Source organism: Maribacter orientalis (genome assembly GCF_900109345.1).
Classification (GTDB): Bacteria; Bacteroidota; Bacteroidia; order Flavobacteriales; family Flavobacteriaceae; genus Maribacter; species Maribacter orientalis.
Genome location: NZ_FNZN01000001.1, coordinates 693,085 through 709,234, shown reverse-complemented (window position 1 = coordinate 709,234; position 16,150 = coordinate 693,085). Strand labels below are relative to the sequence as shown.

14 protein-coding genes are annotated in these 16,150 nt (G+C 33.2%); 10 read left to right on the top strand and 4 right to left on the bottom strand.

Annotated elements, in window-relative coordinates:
• Positions 1-6: 6 nt before the first annotated feature.
• The 6 genes from BMY56_RS03120 (at position 7) to BMY56_RS03095 (ending at position 5,810) form a co-directional block, all read left to right on the top strand.
• Entirely contained in the window at positions 7-1,227 is a 1,221-nt protein-coding gene (locus BMY56_RS03120) for a hypothetical protein (protein ID WP_091619711.1), read from the top strand.
• 98 nt (positions 1,228-1,325) lie between these two features.
• Positions 1,326-2,549 carry an outer membrane beta-barrel protein gene (locus BMY56_RS03115; RefSeq protein ID WP_091619709.1) on the top strand — a complete coding sequence of 408 codons (1,224 nt, stop codon included), beginning with the start codon at positions 1,326-1,328 and terminating at the stop codon, positions 2,547-2,549.
• 13 nt (positions 2,550-2,562) lie between these two features.
• Positions 2,563-2,892: a translation initiation factor gene (locus BMY56_RS03110; RefSeq protein WP_091619706.1), complete on the top strand. Its 330-nt coding sequence runs from the start codon at positions 2,563-2,565 to the stop codon at positions 2,890-2,892.
• A gap of 107 nt (positions 2,893-2,999) precedes the next feature.
• The gene (locus BMY56_RS03105; protein ID WP_091619703.1) at positions 3,000-3,932 is read left to right on the top strand and encodes a DUF1835 domain-containing protein; all 933 of its coding nucleotides are present in this window, start codon (positions 3,000-3,002) and stop codon (positions 3,930-3,932) included.
• A gap of 1 nt (position 3,933) precedes the next feature.
• The gene (locus BMY56_RS03100) at positions 3,934-4,800 is read left to right on the top strand and encodes a nucleoside phosphorylase (RefSeq protein WP_091619701.1); all 867 of its coding nucleotides are present in this window, start codon (positions 3,934-3,936) and stop codon (positions 4,798-4,800) included.
• A 164-nt stretch (positions 4,801-4,964) separates the two neighbouring features.
• On the top strand, positions 4,965-5,810 hold the full coding sequence (locus BMY56_RS03095; protein WP_091619698.1) for a substrate-binding domain-containing protein: 846 nt from the start codon (positions 4,965-4,967) through the stop codon (positions 5,808-5,810).
• Between the two features lies 1 nt (position 5,811).
• Here BMY56_RS03095 and BMY56_RS03090 read toward each other — a convergent pair whose 3' ends face one another.
• Positions 5,812-6,240: a response regulator gene (locus BMY56_RS03090; RefSeq protein WP_091619695.1), complete on the bottom strand. Its 429-nt coding sequence runs from the start codon at positions 6,238-6,240 to the stop codon at positions 5,812-5,814.
• Positions 6,241-6,322: 82 nt separating this feature from the next.
• Positions 6,323-6,988 carry a uracil-DNA glycosylase gene (locus BMY56_RS03085; protein WP_091619692.1) on the bottom strand — a complete coding sequence of 222 codons (666 nt, stop codon included), beginning with the start codon at positions 6,986-6,988 and terminating at the stop codon, positions 6,323-6,325.
• Between the two features lie 218 nt (positions 6,989-7,206).
• Here BMY56_RS03085 and BMY56_RS03080 point away from each other — a divergent pair, with 218 nt between their 5' ends.
• Entirely contained in the window at positions 7,207-9,378 is a 2,172-nt protein-coding gene (locus BMY56_RS03080; protein WP_091620073.1) for an endonuclease MutS2, read from the top strand.
• A gap of 184 nt (positions 9,379-9,562) precedes the next feature.
• On the opposite strand, the gene BMY56_RS03075 is transcribed toward BMY56_RS03080, so the two are convergent.
• Positions 9,563-11,116 (bottom strand): thiol-activated cytolysin family protein, encoded by a 1,554-nt coding sequence (locus tag BMY56_RS03075; RefSeq protein WP_091619690.1) that lies wholly within the window; start codon positions 11,114-11,116, stop codon positions 9,563-9,565.
• A gap of 480 nt (positions 11,117-11,596) precedes the next feature.
• Here BMY56_RS03075 and BMY56_RS03070 point away from each other — a divergent pair, with 480 nt between their 5' ends.
• The 3 genes from BMY56_RS03070 to BMY56_RS03060 all read left to right on the top strand — a co-directional run bounded on the left by BMY56_RS03070 (position 11,597) and on the right by BMY56_RS03060 (position 14,705).
• Complete coding sequence (locus BMY56_RS03070; protein ID WP_177170912.1) at positions 11,597-13,330, top strand: tetratricopeptide repeat protein; 1,734 nt, start codon at positions 11,597-11,599, stop codon at positions 13,328-13,330.
• Positions 13,331-13,370: 40 nt separating this feature from the next.
• The gene (locus BMY56_RS03065; protein WP_091619685.1) at positions 13,371-13,775 is read left to right on the top strand and encodes a thiol-disulfide oxidoreductase DCC family protein; all 405 of its coding nucleotides are present in this window, start codon (positions 13,371-13,373) and stop codon (positions 13,773-13,775) included.
• A 135-nt stretch (positions 13,776-13,910) separates the two neighbouring features.
• A complete protein-coding gene (locus BMY56_RS03060) occupies positions 13,911-14,705 on the top strand; it encodes a DUF1206 domain-containing protein (RefSeq protein WP_177170911.1) in 795 nt (264 codons plus the stop codon).
• An 84-nt stretch (positions 14,706-14,789) separates the two neighbouring features.
• Here BMY56_RS03060 and BMY56_RS03055 read toward each other — a convergent pair whose 3' ends face one another.
• Positions 14,790-16,097, bottom strand: coding sequence for a dicarboxylate/amino acid:cation symporter (locus BMY56_RS03055; RefSeq protein WP_091619678.1), 1,308 nt, complete (start codon positions 16,095-16,097; stop codon positions 14,790-14,792).
• Between the last annotated feature and the right edge of the window lie 53 nt (positions 16,098-16,150).

Sequence of the window (16,150 nt, the reverse complement as noted above, 5' to 3'; positions counted from 1 at the left end):
TCAATCATGAAAAACTCCTACTTAAAATCCACTATTTTCTTTCTGTTTTTAATTTCCACTTGTATATCAACTTTTGGACAAATAACGTTTGAAAAAGGATATTTTATTGACAATAGCGGTCAACAGACTGACTGTCTTATTAAAAATATTGATTGGAAAAACAATCCAACTTCATTTCATTATAAAATATCGGAACAAGGAGAAGTCAATATAATAGATATTACCGAAGTTGAGGAATTTAGTATTATTAATGGAGCAAAATACATTAGAAAGACGGTCGAAATCAATAGGTCTTCAGACAAAACCTCAGAATTGGACGAAAAAAGAAAAGTTGAGTTTAATCAAGAACAACTATTTCTAAAAGAACTTGTAACTGGTCCTGCCAATCTATACTATTATGAAGATGGTAATCTAATTCGATTTTTTTATTCCCTAAACGATAATAAGCCCAGTCAATTAGTTTATAAAAAATATAGGAAAGAGGATTTTGAAATTTCAGAAAATAACGAGTATAGACAGCAACTTTTAAACGCTTTAGATTGCTCCGCTATCAATACAGCATTTATTAAACGTTTAAGATATAAAATTGATTCATTGAAGAATTTATTCTTTGCATATAATGGTTGTATTAATCCTAATTATTTAATTCTTTCCAAATCAAAGTCAAAATTGAAATTAAATACATTTTTAAAAATTGGATTAGCAAACTCATCTTTGATCACTAAAAAAAATGGAAGTACAACCGCAGAAGTTAAAAATATTCTTAATCCAAGTATCGGTTTGGAATTAGAAAGCATTCTTTCTCATAATAAAGGAAAATGGGCTTTTATTGTAGAACCTACATTTCAAATCAGTAAAGAAAAGGAAGAATCATATCAAAATTTATTCGCGCGATCTGTATTAATTGAGGTTAATTATAAATCTTTTGAAATTCCGATTGGTATTAGACACTATTTTTTCTTAAATAAAAAATCAAAATTATTTTTAGATGTAATGGCAGTACTTGATATTCCAATAAATTCATATATAGAATACAGTAATAATTCTAGAAGATCATTTGGAACAAATTTTGGTTTTTTCTTAGTTGTTGGCTATAATTTCAATGAAAAATTAAGTTTAGGGATGCGATATTTTAGTCCTCGCGAAGTTCTTGGCAATGTAAATTCAGTAGACCTTACCTCTAAATACTCCGGGATTGGCTTAACCTTAGGCTATAAAATATTTTAAAAAGCAAAGAGCCGTAAACAAAAAAAACCTTACATAAATTGCTAAATACAACAAATCAAATTTTTTATAAATTTTAAACTTTGAATCCTAATATTTTCATGAAACACATTCAATTCCTAATTATATTTTTATTCGTAAGTAGAGGCCTATTTGGCCAAATAACCTTTGAAAAGGGTTATTTTATTGATAACTCTGATAATAAAACAACAGTTCTAATTAAAAATATAGACTGGAAAAATAATCCAACGTATTTCAAATATAAAACGACAGCTTCTGGAGATATCAATAACAAAAACATAGCAGATATTAAAGAGTTTAGTATTGATAACGGCTCTAAATATATTAGAGCAACCGTAAACATAAATAGATCATCTAACAAAGTGCCTGAATTAGATGGATTGCGAGAGGTGAATTTCAATGAAGAACAATTATTTCTAAAAGAACTCGTATCGGGATCAGCTAATTTATATGTTTATGAGAATGGTAATTTAATGCGCTTTTTTTATTCTATAAATAATGAGGTGCCTATACAATTGGTGTACAAAAGATATAAAAAAGAAAATATTCAAATTGCTGAAAACAATGAATATCGACAGCAATTGCTAAATGTTTTACTATGTGAAAACGTTTCAACAGCCAGTATTAAAAACATTTCGTATACAGAGAACTCGCTTAAAAGAATATTCGATATTTTCAATTCGTGTAACGACCCTATCAACTACATTGCAAGTACATCAAATAATAAATTAATATTTAGAATAAGAATTAGACCAAGATTAAATAACACAACCCTTGACGTAAACTCTACAGCTGATAGGAGACTTAAAACAAATTTTGACAAGAACATAAGTTTAGCTATAGGTGCAGAAATAGAGGCAGTTTTACCATTCAATAAAAATAAATGGGCAATACTCATTGAACCTACCTATCAAAATTATTCCGCTGAAACCGAACCACAAAAATCAAATAATTTTAGTGCTAATGTTTATAATGCAGAAGTACAATACACTTCTATCGAATTACCAATTGGGCTTAGACACTATATTTTTTTATCTGACAAATCAAAAATTTTTCTCAATGCCTCGCTATTAATAGATATTCCGTTTAATTCTCAAGTAGTTTATAATGGTTTAAACAGACCTAATCCCGAGTTAAGTTTAAACACAAGCTTAGCTTTAGGGTTTGGCGTTGACATTTTTGAAAAATTGAGCATTGAGGCACGTTATCTTGGCAAAAGAGAAGTATTTGCAAGTACCACTGATGACGATTTCACTTCCAATTATAGAGGTTTTTCTATAATTTTAGGTTACACACTATTTTAATAAAAAAAATAAAATGGACTTACAAGACCAACTAAAAAATCTTTTTCCTGATCATGAACCGCAAGATGTTACGCCTGAAAAGGAGAATGAAAATAAAATCTGGTTACAAGATGACCCTATCATCTGTAAGTATGAAAAACGTAAGGGGAAACCTATTACCATTTTAGAAGGATACACAGGTGCTAATGAGGATTTTAAGAAGTTGTCAAAAGAAATAAAGACCAAATTAAGTGTTGGTGGTAGTTTTAAGGATGATAAAATTATTATTCAAGGAGATTATCGCGATAAAATTATGGCAATTTTAAAAGATAAAGGCTTCAAAGTCAAACGTGTGGGTGGATAAGAAATTTAAATCCTTTATATGTTAACTTCTATTTGTTTTCTGTTAAATTATTTTATAACGTTGTTATAAGTGTTATTTTTAATCCAATCAAACTAAATTAAACTGGTATGAGTTCTCTTTTACACATTACCAATGGGGATAATTTCACCCAACGTCTCCAAAAATTAAATCTCGATGGCGATGTAATCACATGGAACGAGATGCTATGTGAAGGCAAGACTCTACCAACCGTTGGAACGGAAACATTTTGGAAAGCAAGATTCGAATTTCTTCATAAAAACTATAAAGTTTCAAAATCTTGGTTTATTGAAAAGACTTTAAAGGAGTATCGATCATTATGTAGCCATAAGCAACAAGACCATATTATATTATGGTTTGAGTACGATCTTTTCTGTCAAATAAACATGCTTGCGGTAATCAGTTGGTTATTGACGCATCGTAAATACGCTCAAATTTCGTTGGTTTGTAGTGGCAAGGAAGATGATTCAGATAAAATGTATAGTTTGAACGAACTTACCGATGAACAATTACTGAATTTATACAAGAATAAAAAAGTATTAACACAAGATGATGCTGAGTATGCAGACTATGTTTGGCAATTATACTGTAGCAATAACCCTATACGTTTAGAGAATTTAAGCGATTTTAAAGACTATCAGTTCGATTATTTAGGTGATGCAGTTAGGTCTCACCTAAAAAGGTTTCCGAGTATTGTTAACGGTTTAAATGATATGGAAAATACCATATTGCGTTTAGCTCTTAACGAAAAGCCTAAGTCAAAGGCTGAATTCATGCAGATTATCCTTAAAAATCAAGGGAATTTAGGTTTTGCCGACACACAGTACGATAGGGCAATAACCCGCTTAAAACCTTTAATAACAAGCTTGAATCCTGTTCGTTTGTCAAAAAAAGGTAAAGAAATTTTAGAAGGTAAAACAAGTTATTATTCGTGTATTCAAGATAATGATGTGTATTTAGGAGGTGCATTAAAGTATAATTTTCTTTACAATACCGATTCGAACAGAATTTTAAAGTTATAGCATGCAATTAAAGCCTGCTGAGCTTATTTTAAATGAAGATGGAAGTATATACCATCTTAATTTACTCCCAGAAGATTTAGCCACCACTATTATTACCGTAGGAGACCCCGATAGGGTTAGCCAGGTTTCTGGTCATTTTGATCGTGTTGAAGTAAAAAAGGGAAAACGAGAATTTGTTTCCCATACCGGATATAAGAACGGAAAAAGAATTTCGGTTATTTCAACTGGTATTGGCACAGATAATATTGATATCGTTTTAAATGAACTAGATGCTCTGGTTAATATTGATTTTAAATACAGAACATTAAAAAAGAATCATACTTCCTTAAAAATTGTTCGAATTGGTACGAGTGGTGCCATTCAAAAAGAAATTCCCGTAGATTCTTTTTTAATGAGCGAATATTCAATGGGTTTCGACGGACTATTACATTTTTACGAGCATGAAAATATTAGCCATGTTCAAATTGAAGATGCCTTTATTGCATATACCTCTTGGGACAAAAAAAAAGCAAGGCCATATGTGCTTAATTATTCGGAAAAACTAGGGGAAATTTTCAAAGACAATCGTATACGATTAGGATTCACCGCAACAAATACAGGCTTCTACGGACCACAACAGCGCCAATTAAGACTAAAGCCTAGTCAAATGGAATTAATGGAAAAATTATCGTCATTTAGGCATGATGGCCTGTCTTTAACCAATTTAGAAATGGAAACTTCTGGTATTTATGCCCTTTCTCAGCTATTAGGTCATGAGGCAGTTTCGATGAATTGTATTTTAGCCAATAGATCAACCGGTGAATTTTCTAGTAATCCGGCAAAGTCAGTCGATGAATTAATTAAGTTCTGTCTAGAGCGGTTGGCTTAACATGCTTTTACAACAATCTTAGTTTTGTACTTCTTATTTTTACAGAAAGACCATTTAAGAAAGAGTTTTAGATTTGAATTCATCAAATACATAAATAAACTTTAATAAGAGTTCAATTCAATTCGAAAACAATATGCCTTTAAGAACCACTTTAAAAAAACTAAATGAAAACCGTTAAAATTATAGGAGTCCCTGAACATTTCAATTTACCTTGGCATTTAGCGATTGAAGAAGGTGCTTTTGAAGAAAGAGGAATTGATTTATCTTGGACAGATATACCTGAAGGAACCGGTAAAATGTGTGAGTTATTAAAAAATCAAGAAACCGATTTAGCTATAATTCTTACCGAAGGAATTGTAAAAAGTTTTACAGAAGGAAATAAAGTCAAAATTATTCAAGAATATATCGCCTCTCCCCTACTTTGGGGTATACATGTAGACGCCAATAGCACTTATAGGTCGCTTGAAGAATTAAAAAATACTACAGCTGCAATTAGTCGTTTTGGTAGTGGAAGCCATCTTATGGCCTACGTACAAGCTAAACAAATGGGCTGGGAAACGGAAAAATTGAAGTTCAATTTAGTAAACAACCTAAATGGTGCAGTAGAAAGTCTATCTACTGCTAAATCAGACTATTTTATGTGGGAACGTTTTACAACCAAACCATTGGTTGATAGCGGTATTTTCAGACATTTAGGAAATTGTCCTACGCCGTGGCCTTGTTTTATGTTGGTAGGAACAGATGAATTTCTAACAGAAAATAAGAGTTTGGTAAAACATATTCAAGAAATTATCAATATATATACTGTAGAATTTAAGCAGATACCTCGAATAGATGCTACTTTAGCAAATCGCTATCATCAAAAATTAGAAGATATTCAAGAATGGCTACAGATAACCGAATGGAGTCAGAAGCAATTACCAGAAGACACATTGATGAAAATTCAAGAAACGCTGAAAGAGCTAGATTTAATAGATAAATCTGTCCCAATATCAAAAATTTTAAATTGATTTAAATCGTAGCTAAACTAAAATGCTTTTGAATTAATTCCTTAAATGTTTCATCAGATAAAGGTTTTTGAGAGAAATCGGCAATGAATTCATTGGTTACAGCTTTATCCTTATCTTCTTGGTTATCACTGATTGTAACCAAAACTATCGTGATTTGTTCTTTCAACTTTTTTGGCACCAACTCTTCGTACGATTTCATGAACTGCCATCCATCCATAATTGGCATTCTTAAATCAAGCATTACCATACATGGCAATTCTAATTCGTTTTGCCCTTTACCTAAAATAAAATCAAGTGCTTCTTGACCATTGAGCGCAGAATTAATTTCTACATCTAAGTCCAATTTATTTATAAAAATTGAATGCAAAAAGTTGCTTGCCTCGTCATCATCTACTAGTAATATTGAATTCAACCTACCTAAATTGCTCATGAATGTATTGTTAGTTATGAGTGTATATTAATTTCTAAAAAGAGATTGTTTCTGAAAGTTAGAAAAAATCTAAATAACTAACTTACCAAATAATAGATTTATTGCCTAAATCATTCAATATTTTGTTACAAGTTGAAAAATGTTTGTTACCGAACCAATATCCACGGTTAGCACTTATAGGCGATGGATGCCCAGATGTGAGTATGTGATGTTTGCTAGAATCTATTAATTTAGCCTTTTTCTTAGCGAAACTTCCCCATAACATAAACACAAGATCCGTTCTTTCTTCTGATAATTTTGATATCACTGCATCTGTGAACTTTTCCCATCCTTTTTTTTGATGGCTTCCTGGCTCGTGCGCTCTAACTGTAAGCGTAGCATTTAGCAATAGAACACCTTGGTCAGCCCATCTTTCTAAATTTCCACTTTTAGGATAAACCACTCCTAAATCTGTTTCTATTTCTTTGAAAATATTCACCAAAGAAGGTGGATGTTTTATTCCATCTTTAACAGAGAAGCATAAACCATTCGCCTGATCAGGACCATGATATGGGTCTTGCCCAATAATAACCACTTTAACATTTAAAAAAGAACAATGCTCAAAAGCCGAAAATATCTCTGCTTTTTTTGGATAGCATGTGTATTCATCATATTCTTTTGTAACGAATTGGGTTAGTTCTTGAAAATATGGCTGTTCAAGTTCAGATTTTAAATAGTGTTCCCAACTTGATGGCAATGTTAAATCCATAAATAGTGTAATTAATGCTTTGCAATATCAAAATTAGTGTTCTCGATGATTTTAAACTTCATTAAACTGAACTTTGAAATTAACTAAGCAGATGTAATAACAACGTTTATTGGAATATTTCAGTTTTAGGATAGGGATATTTTTTGAAGTATTTGGAGTAATCCTGCTTTCTTCATATGAGTGGCAATCCGTACCTTTGTTGCTTATTATACCAAAACGTGGCGAACATACATTCCAAAACATTACAAGACTTAGAATTTCCATCAGTATTAATACAAGTATCTGCTCGTTGCCATACACAATTGGGTAAAGAAGCCGCATTGGAAATTGCTCCATTTACCACAGATGAAGTTATTAAATTAGAGCTAGGAAAAACTGCAGAATACCTTTCTTCGCTAATAAGTGAAAATCGTATTCCCAACCATGGTTTCGATAGTATTAATGCGGATCTTAGACTTTTAAAAATTGAAAATACCACTTTAGAATTACAAGGGTTTAAACGTATTGCAAGTATATGTACAACGGTAGCCTTGCACCATAAATTCTTTAAAAAATTCAAAGATTATTATCCGCTTTTTAATGATTTCGTATTTAGATTAGAACCCAATACACAAATACCAGATTTAATCAATACTGTAATTGACCGTTTCGGAGAGGTTAAAGACAATGCTTCTGATTCACTTTTTAGTATTCGAAGACAAATAAATCAAGTACGTGGCAAAATCACTCAAAGTTTTGCCTCCGCATTAAATATGTACCAAGCATCCGACTATTTGGACGAAATTCGAGAGTCCGTCGTAGAAAATAGAAGGGTTTTAGCGGTTAAAGCAATGTACCGCAAAAAAGTAAAAGGGGCTGTAATGGGAACTTCAAAAACCGGTAGTATTGTATATATTGAACCGGAAGCGGCCTTAAAGTATAGTCGTGAACTCAATAATTTAGAATTTGAGGAAAAAGAAGAAGTACAACGCATTCTTAAGCAACTAACGAGCCAAATTAGACCCTTTAGAGCGCTTTTAAGAGACTATCAAGAATATTTAACCCAAGTAGACGTAACCGCGGCAAAAGCTAAATACGCGGAAGATATAGATGCTTTATTACCCCAAATAAACAACAATAATCATTTATATCTTCGAGATGCCTTTCATCCATTACTTTTTTTAAATAATAAGCGTAAAGGCGAAAAGACATTCCCTCAGACCATAGAATTGCATAACGAAAATCGCATTATTGTTATCTCAGGACCTAACGCAGGTGGTAAAAGTATTACCCTAAAGACCATAGGTCTACTGCAGGTAATGTTGCAAAGTGGGCTTTTGATTCCTGTTCACGAACGAAGCGAAGTATGTTTTTTTAAAAGGATTTTAACTGATATAGGTGACAATCAAAGTATTGAAAATCATTTAAGTACGTATAGTTATCGATTAAAGAACATGAACCAATTTTTGAAACGATGTGATAATCAAACATTATTCTTAATTGATGAATTTGGTACGGGTAGTGATCCAGAATTAGGTGGGGCATTGGCCGAAGCATTTTTAGAAGTATTCTACGAACGTGGCTCATTTGGCGTAATCACAACCCACTATGCGAATCTTAAAGCCCTTGCTAATGAGTTACCTCATGTAACCAATGCTAATATGCTTTTTGATGGAAAAACTCTTGAACCTACCTTTCAATTGATTTTAGGGCAGGCCGGTAGTTCGTTTACATTTGAGGTTGCCCAGAAGAATGGCATCCCCTACTCGCTTATCAACAAGGCCAAAAAGAAGATTGAGCGTGGTAAGGTTCGTTTTGACGCTACTATAGCGAAACTGCAAAAAGAGCGCAGTAAAATGGCTGAAACTGGCTCTAGATTAAAGGAGGAAGAGGTAAAAGCACGGGAAGAAAACGAGCGTTTAGAAAAATTGAATGCCAAGGTTAAGTCAAAATTAGAGAACTATCAGGAATTGTATGATCACGACCAACGAATGATACAATTAGGAAACAAAGTGAATGTTGCGGCAGACAAGTATTTTCAAGATAATAAGAAACGTCCATTAGTTTCTGAGCTATTACGAATTGTAGAAACGGAAAATAGTAAACGCAAGAAAAAAACAGCGAACCAAGCAAAAGCTGAACGAACAAAAAAAGTACAAGTAGCAAAAGAAGTACAAAAAGAAGTTGAAGTTATTCGAGAAAAGAAGAAGGTAGAGAAGAAAAAAGCTGTTCATAAAGAAAAGAACAAGCCAAGACCTGTTTTTAATATCGGAGACCGAGTTCGTATGACCGATGGTAAAGCTGTAGGCAGTATAGATTCCCTTGAAAAAGGTAAAGCAATTGTTAATTATGGAATCTTTACAACCAATGTAAGTGTGGATCAATTAGAAATGGTAGAAAAAAAGAAATAAGCTATACAAGATTTTAATAAACAGCAAGTTACGATTAATCGTATACGATAATTATTGGTTTTAAAACTTTATATTTATACTATTTTGTTTATTTATTTATAATTTTTTTTAAAACAGCCGGCATCAAGTTGTTGAACCTAACCTGAGCGGCCAGCTGCCATGCACTAACTCCTACGCTATCTTTTTAATTACAAGTGACTGGGGTCAAATAAATGCGGAATCCTTGCAAAATGCCATCATTGGTAATTTCAAAACATTTCTGTGAGCTTATATATCCGTAACTTTTTGTATCTCCAAATTTGGTCCATACAAAAGCATCTTGAAACTGAAATTCCACCTTTACATCATGAGCTCCGTTTGGTGGGCTTATCACCTTTCGTTGTCCATTGTTCACGGTTGTATACCCTCCAACGGTAGTATTATTGCCGTCTCGGCTTTTGTAGATAAATCTAAATCTAATGTCAAAAATAGAATTATTATCTACATCTAAACTTTCATGATCGTAAGCATAGGTATTACAAGTTTCCAATCTGTAATCGGTATTATACCCCATCTTCGCAATTCTATTGTCCTTCAAATATTTAACGGTATATGCTATGGGTGCACCAGGGTTTTCTCGACTATACAAAGCTCCTTCTGATATAACATAATTGAGTCCCCCAGATTCAGCAACATCACTGCCGGTAATCACTTTTGAAGCGATTTCGGCATTGCCACCAATAGTAACTACGTTTATCGTCGATTTCTCTAAGATCGATTTATACTTCGCTTCAACAGATGCGTCAACATCTTTGCCAATACTTGCATATTCTAGGGCCGCATCTAATTCTACACTAGTTTCTGTGCTAGTGGTTTCCATACGTACCATGATAATTCTTCCATATTGTACGGAACTTACGTAGGCAGGTGGTGTCGATGAGTTCATAGCAGATTTCACTTTGGCTAAATCTACCTGTGCTCCAAAAACTTCTGCAGGTGTTTCTGGGGTTTCCATAACTATTTCGTAAAAAACTTGACGATATAAAATAGCGGCGACTCTTTTGGTTGTAGTATTATCATAACTGAACTGAGATTCGAAAGAGGAACCTGATGCCCATTCTACTCCCACTCCTAAATCCAAACTCATTTGCTGTGAAGAATAGGCTGTAGTAGATTCATAAAATGCATTGGAGGCTATTTCATATCCCTGTGGAGCTATTTCTTGGTTCCAATATTCCAAACCATCATCTATTGCCGTTTGTACATTAGTGAATGTAGGATTTTCTACCATCAAGGTTCCTCTTTCGCCAATTCCTGGAAGGTCTAAACGTAATTTCATCGGTGCCCTTTGAATCTGTAATGGTTCTGGAGCACCATCTAACATTTCCGTATTTCCAATTACTAAAGCCCCAGGGTAGACAACTCCCAAAGTTGGATCAAAAATTGCCACATCTTCAAAATTCGAACGGATACTATAATTATTTGTTCTACATTCCTCAACAGATCCCATATCTGTTTCTTTCACAGGATTTCCTTCATTAACATTTTTACCTGTATTTGTTTGAACGTTCAAGAGATTATCAGGATCGTAGGAAAGGCTGGTCAAATAGACATTAATACTATCTGCCTCTACCCCATTTACCGATTCGTTTTCTAAAACAGGTTCAATACTATCCTTTCCACAGGAAGCAATGAGTAGTGCGATGAGAAGGCCGTAACCAGTTTTAGATAATTTAAATTTTTCCATAATTGTTTTCATAATTTCTTGGTGTTATAGATTCAACACTATAAAACTATCTAGTAATCAGATGTTTATCTAATTTCATCTATGGACAAACTATGGACAAGTGCATCAAAACCCCTAACGTTTAGTACTGGACAATACTATTATTTATAAATACACCAAATCTTGGTTAGACCAAATGGAATGGGGCTTCCCTTCATTTTTATATAGACAAAAATGTTAAACATGTTATGGACTTGGTATGGACAAGAAGATTTTTGTTCATTTCTTACCTTTTTTAAAAAACGTATTATCATTAACTTGAATTAGATATCTAAATCAAATTTTATGAAACTAACCGAATTCACCATAGTATTACTATTATTTTCCGGTATATGTTTACAAGCTCAGGATAGACAAAAAGAGCTAGATAGTTTAATTCAACATGCCGCATCGTTACCCGATAATATTTTAAAAGCCAAAGTACTATCTAGAATTCATGAAAGAATGATGTTTATGGATAATGAAAAAGCTTTCATTTACGCCAAACAAGCTCAAAATCTATCGCGAAAAATCGGATATGAAAAAGGAGTAGCTAATGGTTACTTACAGTTCGGAAATTATTACTACAACCAATCTAAAAATGATTCAGCATCATTTTATCACAACTTAGCACTTAAAGAATTTAAGAAATTAAATTCTGTCAAAGGCCAAATATTTGCACTACACTCTCTGGGTACCATTGAAAGGGAAAAAGGTGAATTTGATAATGCTATTCACCTAACTAATTCCATTTTGGAAATGTATACCGATGAAAATCGAAAAAATTCAGATTTGGGAGATTTTGACTTAAGAGGCTCTGAGTATGAAGTATTGGGAGGTATATATTTTGAAAAAGGAAATTATAGGATTTCCCTAGAAAATACCTTAAAAGCTTTGCGCTTTTTTGAAGATGTTGGCGATATGGTTAGAAAGGGAGATGCATTAAAGCAATTGGCCGATATTGAATATCAATTAGGAAATTATAAAACGAGTCTCGATTATGCTCAGGAGGCTATCGCAATTTATAAGGATAATAAAGACAAAATCTATCATAGTTATGCCGCCAACGTGGCCGGTTTAGCTGCTGAGCAAATGAACAATTTAGCTCTTGCTCGCAAATTGTTACAAGAATCGATTCAATTAGCAAGAGAAATGAATATCCGTTCTATGATTTCCCAAAACCTTAATGGATTAGCCAGACTTGATTATAACGAAAAAAAATTTAAAAGGGCAGAAACCTATTTGGTTGAGTCTATACAAATAGCCAAAACGGAGAACATAAAGTTTAATTTAACCGAAGCTCTTAAGGAAATGGCAAACCTGAATATAGCCAAAAACAAGTTAATTGTTGCATTGAAGAATATTAATGAAGTCATCCAAATTGCAAGAAAAATAAAGGCTTTGCCAACATTGAGGGATGCTCTGATGATTAGAGCAACCATTAGAAATAAGTTAAATTATAGTGAATTAGCTTATCAGGATTTAAAGGAATTTCAAACACTTAACGACAGTTTATTTAATGAGAAAAAGACACAACAAATTGAAGAACTAAAAACAATCTACGAAATTGAAAAAAAAGAAGCTGAAATTGCACTTCAAGAAGAAGAAATCAAAACTTTAAATGAAAAGGCGAAAGTAGACAAATTGAAAAAAGGGCTGTATGCTGGCGGCATGGCCTCAGCCCTTGCATTGTTTGGACTTTCTATTTTTGGATTTCGGCAACGAATGAAAAAAAATCGGATCGCTAGGGAAAAACAAGAAGAGATTTACAAACAGGAAATTGAACATAAACAAAAGGAACTGGCTAGTCAGACACTCCATCTTGTCCAGAAAAATACCTTTATCCAAGAATTGATGGAAAATTTGGAAAACATTAAAAACTCTCCAGAGAAATTTAAAATGGAATTTCGTCGTATTGTAATGCTATTAAAAAAAGAAAATGCCTCAGATAAGGATTGGGAAATTTTTAAAACATACTTTGCCGATGTTCATAACGACTTTGATCAAAAATTAAAAACGATGTATGCAGATATCTCGGAAAAAGAGATAAGGTTAGCGGCTTTTTTACGTATGCATTTAACAACCAAAGAGATAGCTTCGACATTAAATGTTTTACCTGATAGCATTCTTAAATCTAAATATCGACTAAAGAAGAAATTAGGTTTAGATAAAGAGACTGATTTAACAAGTTTCTTAAATACACTATAAAGTTGCACGTTTTAATATAGACTCATTGTATCTTTAATCCGTGGAAAATTATAAGAAAATAATCCTTTTTGATGGTGTTTGTAATCTGTGTAACACTACTGTTCAATTTGTCATTAAAAATGATAAAGAAGATAGATTTAGATTTACTCCGTTACAGAGTGACACTGGTAAAAAGCTACTCACTGAAAGAAATATTGACACAGAAGATATTGATTCCATAATTTTGATAGAGCCCAATGTAGCGTATTACACTAAATCTACCGCTGCACTTGAAATAGGTAAATATTTGAAAGGGCTAAGTACAATTTCCTCTATTTTACTATGGTTACCTGAGCCTTTAAGAGATATCGTATACGATTTTTTCGCTAAGAATCGCTATAAATGGTACGGAAAAAAAGAATCTTGCATGATTCCTACCGAAGAATTAAAAAATAAATTTATTTAAGATTCGAAACTTTGTATGAATGTTAATTCATTTTAACACAATACATAATACTTTTATTCCTAAGCATTATTACACCGTTTAACACCAAATTATTGATATATATTATCAACTAATTACTCATTAATGTTAAATAATATGGACCTAAAATTTAAGAGGGTTGCTGTTTTGGGATTTATTTCTAAAGGGATAGTATATTCTTTAACCGGTTTATTAGCCTTGTTCAGTGCCTTTAATATGGGTGGACAAAAAGCTGGAAAATTAGCGGTAATTGACTATTTAGAAAATAAACCTTTAGGCAATGTTCTGATTTTTATTTTAGGTCTTGGGCTTATCTGTTATTCGATTTGGAGAATATTTGAGAGCTTAAACGACCCAGAAAAGATTGGCAATGACATAAAAGGCATAATTAAAAGAATCGGATTTTTCATTAGCGGATGTATTTATGGCAGTATAGGATTAATGTCTATTATCGATGCCTTGAACCTAATTTCATTATTAAAGTCAAACAGCAGCTCTACTAATTCTTTATTGACAGGTACTACAGGAGTTTTTATAGTTATGGTAATTGGTGCCGGACTACTTGGTAAAGGAATTTATCAATTTGTAAAAGTCTACAAAAGCAACTTTCTTCATAAGTTCGATATGAAGTCTATACCAGCAATGGCTAAAAGAGAGTACATTAAAAAAATAGGTTATGTAGGTTTAATTTCACGAGGCGTTGTGACTTTAATTATTTCATTCTTTTTCCTGAAAGCAGGGCTAACATTACATGACGCGTCCTCCGAAAACGTGAAAGGTACAGCAGAAGCTTTTTCATTCATTCAGGAACAACCATTTGGCAAATGGCTATTAGGAGCAGTAGCCATTGGTATGGTTTGTTATGGAATATTTATGTTCTCAACGGCTGCGTACCGAAAATTTGACACTTAGGATTGATTGTATTTTGAATTAAGCATAAAGCTCTAATTTCAATTCATTGCGAATAAATAATCGATAAAGTTCAAACTACTATTACTACGCTTTCTTATTATAATTATCATCCCAATTTTTTACTTTGGGTTTCCCCAATTTACCCACAGATTTTGCTACCATCATTGATACTGCAGCATCGCCAGAAACGTTAATTACCGTACGGCACATGTCTAATGGTCTATCAACCGCAAAAATTAAAGCTAATCCGGCCTCCGGTATTCCTGCTTGTGCAAGTACTATTACCAACATAACCATTCCTGCACCTGGCACTGCCGCACTTCCAATTGAAGCTAAGGTTGCAGTTACTATTATCCCCAATTGAGCAGATAAACTTAAGTCCATACCAAAAGCTTGGGCTATAAAAACTGCTGCAATCGCTTGATACAGACTGGTACCATCCATATTTATAGTTGCACCAATAGGAAGTACAAAACTTGTCACCTCTTCGTCTACCCCTAAATGCTCTTCTACCCTCTCCATAGTAACAGGTAGCGTAGCGGCACTTGAACTTGTTGAAAAAGCTAGTAATTGAGCAGGAGACATCCCTTTCATAAATGTACTCGGAGACGTTTTTGTAACTACCCAAACCAATAGCAGATAAACACCTAACATTAAAGTCAAGCCAAGAACTACGCAGAAAGCATACCATGCCAACGCTTTAAATAAATCTAAACTTGGAGATTCTACCACCAATGCCGCTAATAAAGCAAAAACACCAAAAGGAGCGGCCAACATGATAAGGTCAATGAGTTTTAGAATAACTTCATTAAAACCATCAAAGAATTTCTTAACTGGCGAAGCTTGTTCTTCAGGTATAAGAATTAGGCCAATACCAAAGAATATTGCGAAAAAGATAACCTGCAACATATTCCCATTATCTGAAGCTGCCTGAAAAATATTACTTGGCACTAAATCTTCTAATGCCTGCAATGGACCTGCTTCTTTCTGTTTATCTGCTTTAGACTTTATAGCCTCTGCATCGCCTTTGTAATTTTCTACCAATTCGGTTCGGGTTGCCTCTGTAATTGATGAACCTGGTTTCACAATGTTTACAACTCCTAACCCTATGGTAACAGCAACTACTGTTGTGGCAATGTATATACCAATGGTACGGCCACCCATTTGAGAAAGTTTGGAAATATCTTTTAAATCGGATACTCCCTTAATTAAAGAAGCCAATATCAAAGGAACGGCAATAAGTTTCAATGAATTGATGAAAATATTCCCAAAAGGCTTTATCCAATCCGAAATAAATTTCGGACCCCATTCTAGTTGAACCATTGCAAAAGCAAATAGAACACCCGCCAACATACCAATTAGAATTTGCCAATGCAACTCAAGCTTCCTCATATAACATATAGTTTAGGGAAGTAAGATAGTATTTTGATAGGAAAAGTACTAGG